This window comes from Olsenella phocaeensis (genome assembly GCF_900120385.1).
GTDB classification, from domain to species: domain Bacteria; phylum Actinomycetota; class Coriobacteriia; order Coriobacteriales; family Atopobiaceae; genus Olsenella_I; species Olsenella_I phocaeensis.
In genome coordinates this window covers 2,335-8,460 of sequence record NZ_LT635522.1, presented here as the reverse complement: position 1 = coordinate 8,460, position 6,126 = coordinate 2,335, and the positions used below count along the sequence as shown (strand labels likewise).

Annotated in this window: 5 protein-coding genes and 2 pseudogenes; all 7 read left to right on the top strand. The window is 68.1% G+C overall.

The features are described 5' to 3' along the window. Positions 1 to 350: SIS domain-containing protein (locus BQ7388_RS10870; protein ID WP_129583274.1), on the top strand; the 350-nt coding region annotated here is incomplete at its 5' end. 529 nt (positions 351 to 879) lie between these two features. Continuing rightward, positions 880 to 2,217, top strand: a complete 1,338-nt coding sequence (gene glmM, locus BQ7388_RS10865) for a phosphoglucosamine mutase (protein ID WP_009278124.1) — start codon at positions 880 to 882, stop codon at positions 2,215 to 2,217. A 157-nt stretch (positions 2,218 to 2,374) separates the two neighbouring features. Beyond that, complete coding sequence (gene glmS, locus BQ7388_RS10860; protein ID WP_234946965.1) at positions 2,375 to 3,772, top strand: glutamine--fructose-6-phosphate transaminase (isomerizing); 1,398 nt, start codon at positions 2,375 to 2,377, stop codon at positions 3,770 to 3,772. Further along, positions 3,730 to 4,527: pseudogene (alr, locus tag BQ7388_RS10855) on the top strand (alanine racemase); the annotation flags it as partial. The gene glmS and the pseudogene alr, both read left to right, overlap by 43 nt. Before the next feature lie 12 nt (positions 4,528 to 4,539). Continuing rightward, the gene (locus BQ7388_RS10850) at positions 4,540 to 5,154 is read left to right on the top strand and encodes a uracil-DNA glycosylase (protein WP_062529376.1); all 615 of its coding nucleotides are present in this window, start codon (positions 4,540 to 4,542) and stop codon (positions 5,152 to 5,154) included. Continuing rightward, positions 5,147 to 5,692 (top strand): tRNA (adenosine(37)-N6)-threonylcarbamoyltransferase complex ATPase subunit type 1 TsaE, encoded by a 546-nt coding sequence (gene tsaE, locus BQ7388_RS10845; RefSeq protein WP_072500667.1) that lies wholly within the window; start codon positions 5,147 to 5,149, stop codon positions 5,690 to 5,692. The genes BQ7388_RS10850 and tsaE overlap by 8 nt, the downstream gene beginning before the upstream one ends. A gap of 171 nt (positions 5,693 to 5,863) precedes the next feature. Then, a pseudogene (locus BQ7388_RS13155) lies at positions 5,864 to 6,126 on the top strand (tRNA (adenosine(37)-N6)-threonylcarbamoyltransferase complex transferase subunit TsaD); the annotation flags it as partial.

The following is a 6,126-nucleotide window of genomic DNA, read 5'->3' as shown; positions in this document are numbered from 1 at the left end:
CCGGGGCCCCCCCCGCCGGCGAGATGAAGCACGGGCCCATCGCCCTGCTCGAGCCAGGCTTCCCCGTGGTGGCGATCGTTCCCGCCGACCACGTGCACGACAAGACCGTGTCCAACATCCAGGAGGTCATGGCCCGCGGCGCCACCTGCGTCGCCGTTGCCACCGACGGCGACGAGGCCGTGGGCGCCCTCTGCGAGGACACGCTCTGGATTCCAGAGGTCCCCGAGGAGAAGCTCGTGCCCATCGTCGCCATCGTCCACCTCCAGCTTCTGGCCCGCTATGTCGCCCGCGCGCGCGGCTGCGACGTGGACAAGCCGCGCAACCTGGCCAAGTCGGTCACGGTGGAGTAGCCATGGCGTNGCGAGAAGCTCGTGCTGCGGGAGGAGCAGGTTGTCTATGCCCAGCTTGGAGAGGCTGCCGTCCGGCTCGCGCCTCCAGCGACCAGGCGCCAGGACGCCGCTGCAGACGACGCCGCGCGCCTCCAGCCCCTCCACCAGGGATTGCAGCCACCGCGTCTTGCCGCTTTGCTGTGGTGCGCTCAGCAAGTACAGCATCTTCTCTTCCTCGCATTCGACAGGTCCTCGGGCACGCGCGAGCGCACGTCTTGTCCATTCCCCACGCACGGACGCACGTCCCATTTACCCATCACGCACGAACGCACACAAGGGCGGCTCGCCAACTGCGAAAACGTCAATGGGCGTGTGCGTAGTAGCGTAGCGGATGCCATCGGCGTGCGCAGGAGCGTGCTCGGCGTCTGCGGCGATTGGCGCCACCTGCCGCGCACAATCGCGCGGCCGCGTGCTGCTACCATTCTCCTTGTATCTTCCGTGGCAGCGTCGGCGGGCAGCCCGTCCCGCGCCCAAAGGCAGGGGAGAGTAGATGAAGTACTTTGGCACCGACGGCTTCCGCGGCCGCGCGAACGAGGGCCTCAACGTCGAGCACGCATACAAGATCGGCCGCTTCGTGGGTTGGTACTACGGAGCACGCCAGGCTCGCAAGGCTCGCATCGTCATTGGCAAGGACACCCGTCGCTCCAGCTACATGTTCGAGAGCGCCCTTGTGTCCGGCCTGGTAGCCTCCGGAGCCGACGCCTACATGCTGCATGTGATCCCCACGCCGGGCGTCTCGTACGAGACCGTGGACGGGCAGTTCGATTGCGGCGTCATGATTACCGCCTCGCATAACCCCTTCACCGACAACGGCATCAAGCTGGTCAATGCCGACGGCTTCAAGATGGACGAGGACGTCCTCGAGGAGGTCGAGCGCTACATCGACGGCGAGCTCGAAATCCCCCTCGCCACCGGAGACGCCATTGGCTGCACCGTCGACTACATGCAGGGCCGCAACCGCTACATCGCCCACCTCATCGCGAGCGCCAACTTCTCGCTTCAGGGCGTAAAGGTGGGCCTGGACTGCGCCAACGGCGCCGCCAGCTCCGTCGCGCGTCCCGTCTTCGACGCGCTGGGCGCTGACGTCCGCGTGATCAACAACGCGCCCAACGGCTTCAACATCAACGTCGACTGTGGCAGCACCCACATCGAGCGTCTCCAGCGCCACGTGGTGGAGCAGGGCCTGGACGTGGGCTTCGCCTATGACGGCGATGCCGACCGCTGCATTGCCGTGGACGAGCGCGGGCACGTGGTGGACGGCGACCTCATCCTCTACGTCTGCGGCAAGTACCTGCACAAGCACGGCCGCCTCGCGGGTGGCACCGTGGTGCCCACCGTCATGAGCAACTTCGGCCTCTTCCGCGCCTTCGACGAGGCGAACCTCCAGTACGAGACTACCGCCGTGGGCGACAAGAACGTCTATGCCTGCATGCGCCAGAACGGCTACTCGCTGGGCGGCGAGCAGAGCGGCCACATCATCTTCGGTGACATCGAGCGCACGGGCGACGGCATCATGACCAGCCTCCGCATGATGGAGGTCATCCGCGCCGAGCGAGAGAGGCTTTCGGTCCTCTGCTCTCCGGTCAAGCTGTACCCACAGCTCCTGGTCAACGTGCGCGTGAGCGACAAGGAGGCCGCCATGGGCTCGCCCGAGGTCAAGGCCGCGGTGGCCGAGGCCGAGCGCTTCCTGGAGGGCAACGGTCGCGTGCTCGTGCGCGCAAGCGGCACCGAGCCCCTGGTGCGCGTGCTCGCCGAGGCGCCCGAGGACGCGCTCTGCCGCCAGGCGGACGACATCGTGCTCAAGGCCTTGGAGCCCTTCAAGGCCTAGCCCAGATATCTGCGCCAGGGACCCGCCTGGCGGGCCCGTGGCCGTGCCCCTCTCGCCTGGATTTGTTGGTGCGGGAGGGGCTTGTGCCGCATGCTGGTAGAATTGCCAGTCAGCACAGGCAGACAGCACGGAAACGCAACGCAATCGGAGGTGTCACATGTGCGGAATCGTCGGCTACACGGGACGAAGGCAGGCTGCCGAGTTCCTTCTCTCGGGTCTTGCCGCCCTCGAGTACCGTGGCTACGATTCCGCCGGCATCGACGTGATGGCGTCCGACGGCGAGCTCCATGGCGTGAAGTGCGCCGGGCGCGTGGCCACTCTGGTCGAGCGCTGTAGGACGGCCAACCTCACGGGCACCACCGGCATCGCCCACACGCGTTGGGCGACCCACGGTGCCCCCACCGACCGCAACGCCCATCCGCACCTCGACTGCGACGGGCGCATCGCCATCGTCCACAACGGCATCATCGAGAACTTCCGGGAGCTCCGCTCGCAGCTCCGGCTCGCGGGACACCAGTTTGCGAGCGACACCGACTCCGAGGTCGTGGCGCACCTGGTGGAGGACGCCTGGAAGGGCCCCGCCAAGGGTGATTTGCTGCGCGCCGTGCGCTACGCGTGCCGCCGCCTCCAGGGCTCCTGGGCCCTGGTCGTGGAGTGCTCCGACGTCCCTGGCCAGCTGGTCGTGGCCCGCAAGGGCTCGCCGCTCGTGCTCGCCTCGACGGAAGACGGCGCCTACGCGGCGTCGGACGTGATGCCCCTCTCGCCCGTGTCATCCGACGTCATCCAGCTCGAGGATGACCAGTTCGCCCTCCTGCGCGCGGACGGGACGGTCGAGGTCTTCGACGACGAGGGCGAGCTGGTGGCCCATCCCAGCACGCTCAGGATCGACTGGGACGCCTCCGCCGCCACCTTGGGCGGACACGCCGACTTCATGGCAAAGGAGATAAGCGAGCAGCCCGAGGCCATCGAGCGCCTCCTCAAGGGCCGCCTGGGCGAGCACGGCATCGAGCTCGACGAGCTCAGCATGACCTCCGAGGAGCTCGCAGGCATAGACCGCGTGTACGTCGTCGCCTGCGGCACCTCCTACCACGTGGGGCTCATCGCCCGGAGCATGATCGAGGACTGGGCGCACGTCCCCGTCTTCTGCGAGTACGCCTCGGAGCTCAACTACAAGGACCCGCTCGTGAGCGACCGCACGCTCTGCGTGGTCATCACCCAGTCGGGGGAGACGGCCGACACCCTCACCGCCGCTCGTCGCATGAGGGCCTTGGGCTGCAAGGTCTTCGCGATCACCAACGTCCTGGGGTCTAGCGCCGCGCGCGAGAGCGACGGGACCCTCTACGTGCAGGCCGGGCCAGAGATCTGCGTCTGCTCGACCAAGGCCTACACGGCGCAGATGGTCGCGGCGGCGCTCCTCGCCCTGAGGCTCGCGCTCGCCAACGGGTCCATGGACCTCGACGAGGTGCGTCGGCACTTCGACAACCTCGAAGCCCTGCCGGACCTCGTGNGCGTGCCGTGGCGCTGGACAAGGTCGGCAAGTACCACCTGGCGATAGACACCGGCATGAGCCGCATCGGCGTGATGCCGGAGGACGCGGTGGAGTTCCGCCGCATGATCGACTTCCATCGTGGCATCGAGTGTGCGGGCACCTTCACCCACTTCGCCACCGCCGACGTGGTGGGCGACTGGGACTTCCGCCAGCAGAGCACGCGCTTCATGGACACGGTGGGCGCCCTGCGCGACGCCGGCCTGGACTGCGGCCTGGTGCACTGCGACAACACGCCGGGGACGGTCCTCCATCCCGAGCTCCACAACGACATGTGCCGTGTGGGCATCGGCCTCTATGGCCTGCACCCCGCAGACACCACGGTCCCCCGCATCCAGCTCGTCCCCGCCATGAGCGTGCGCGCCCGCGTGACCCGCGTGGCGCGTCCCGCCGTGGGCGAGGGCGTGGGCTATGGGCTCACCTACCGCGTGCCCAAGCCCAGCATCCAGATCGCCACGGTGCCCATCGGGTATGCGGACGGCCTCTCTCGCAGTCTCTCCAACAACATGGACGTCCTGGTGCGCGGGCAGCGTGCCCGCCAGGTGGGTCGCATCTGCATGGACCAGTTCATGTTCGCCGTGGACGTCAACGACGCGCGCGCATACCGGCCTGTCGAGCCCGTGGAGCGCGGCGACCTGGTCACGGTCATGGGCGTCGACGGCGACGAGGAGATCACGGCGGACGAGATGGCCCGACGCCGTGGGACCATCAACTACGAGGTAACCTGCGACTTTGGCATGCGCCTCGAAAAAGTGTTCGTCTAGGAAGGCGATGCCATGCTTCAGATTCCAGGACACCAGAACCAGCGTCCCCGTGAGGTGACCCTCGAGGAGGTCCGTGCCACCCTGGGCGACTGCCACCTCTGCCCCCTGGGAGAGACGCGCAACAAGCTCGTGTTTGGCGTGGGCAATCCCCGCGCCCGCGTCATGTTCATCGGCGAGGGGCCCGGAAGGAACGAGGACCTGCAGGGCGAGCCCTTCGTGGGTGCCGCCGGCAAGAAGCTCGACGCGCTCCTCTCGCTCGCCGGCCTCACCCGCGACCAGATCTACATCGCCAACGTGGTGAAGTGCCGCCCGCCCTCGAACCGCAACCCGCGTCCGGAAGAGATCGCGGCCTGCTCGCCCTTCCTGCGCGAGCAGGTGCGCTCCGTCTGGCCCGACGTCATCGTCTGCCTGGGCAACTTCGCCTCGCAATGGGTGCTGAGGACCGAGCTGGGCGTGACCAAGCTGCGTGGCCGCTTCCACCAGACGGGCCACTTCGTGGTGATGCCCACCTTCCATCCCGCTGCCTGCATCTACCATTCCGACTGGCAGCCCCTGCTCGAGAACGACCTGCGCATGGTGGGCGAGTGGCTGCGCGAGCACCCGGTCGAGGAGGCCGCGCATGAGTAGGCCCTGCAGGCGCGTGGGGGAGGGCGAGTTCGACTCCGCCTCGCAGGAAGAGACCATCGCCCTGGGCGAACTGCTGGGCGCCCTGCTCGAACCCACCGACGTCCTCGTCCTGACGGGCGACCTCGGCGCGGGGAAGACCCAGCTCACCAAAGGGGTCGCCTCCGGCCTGGGAATCAAGGACGACGTGACCAGCCCCACCTTCACCATCGAGATGGTCTATGGCGGGGGACGCATGCCGCTCTATCACTTCGACCTTTATCGCCTGGACAACCCCGACCAGCTCGAGGACATCGGCCTCTATGACGCCATGGGCGTTGACGGGCCCTGCCTCATCGAGTGGGGCGAACAGTTCCTGGGGCAGATCGGCCCGGAGCGCGTGGACGTGTTCATCTCGCGCAGGGACGACGAGGCCCAGGCGGGGGAGGAGCCGAGGCGCTCCATCCGCTTCGTGGCGCACGACGGGCGCGGGCGGGAGCTGGTCCGTGCGCTCGACGCTGCCGTGGACGCCCATGCGGACGAGAGGACCCAGGAGGCCTAGGCCGGACGGAGCCCTTGCCGCGGTGCGGTGGGCTTGCCCGCGCATGTGCCGACGGCGGCTGGCGTGGCCTGTGTCTGCGCCCGCTCCCTCGTAGCGCTACACTGTGCGCGTTTTGCAAAAGCCAAGAGCCGACCGCGGCGTGCGCGGCCGACGGATTGCGGGTGATGTCCCATGGCCCAGGGTGGTCCCAGCTCCCAGATCGTGCTTGCCCTCGACAGCTCCACCGACATGCTGGCCTGCGCAGTCGCGCGCGTCGCTGCCGATGGTTCGATGGAGCTCCTCGCCTCTGGCGACCATCTCTGCCGCCGTCGCGCCAACGTCGAGCTCACCACGACGGCGCTCGACGTGCTGGCGCGTGCCGGACTCTCCATGGGCGACGTCACTTCCGTGCTGGTGGGCCGCGGCCCCGGCTCGTTCACCGGCGTGCGCATTGG

What these genes read in the sequence shown, in the direction of transcription:
- BQ7388_RS10850 (WP_062529376.1), top strand. Translation starts at nt 4,540, where the DNA reads ATGCTTCAGATTCCAGGACACCAGAACCAGCGTCCCCGTGAGGTGACC.
- tsaE (WP_072500667.1), top strand. Translation starts at nt 5,147, where the DNA reads ATGAGTAGGCCCTGCAGGCGCGTGGGGGAGGGCGAGTTCGACTCCGCC.
- glmM (WP_009278124.1), top strand. Translation starts at nt 880, where the DNA reads ATGAAGTACTTTGGCACCGACGGCTTCCGCGGCCGCGCGAACGAGGGC.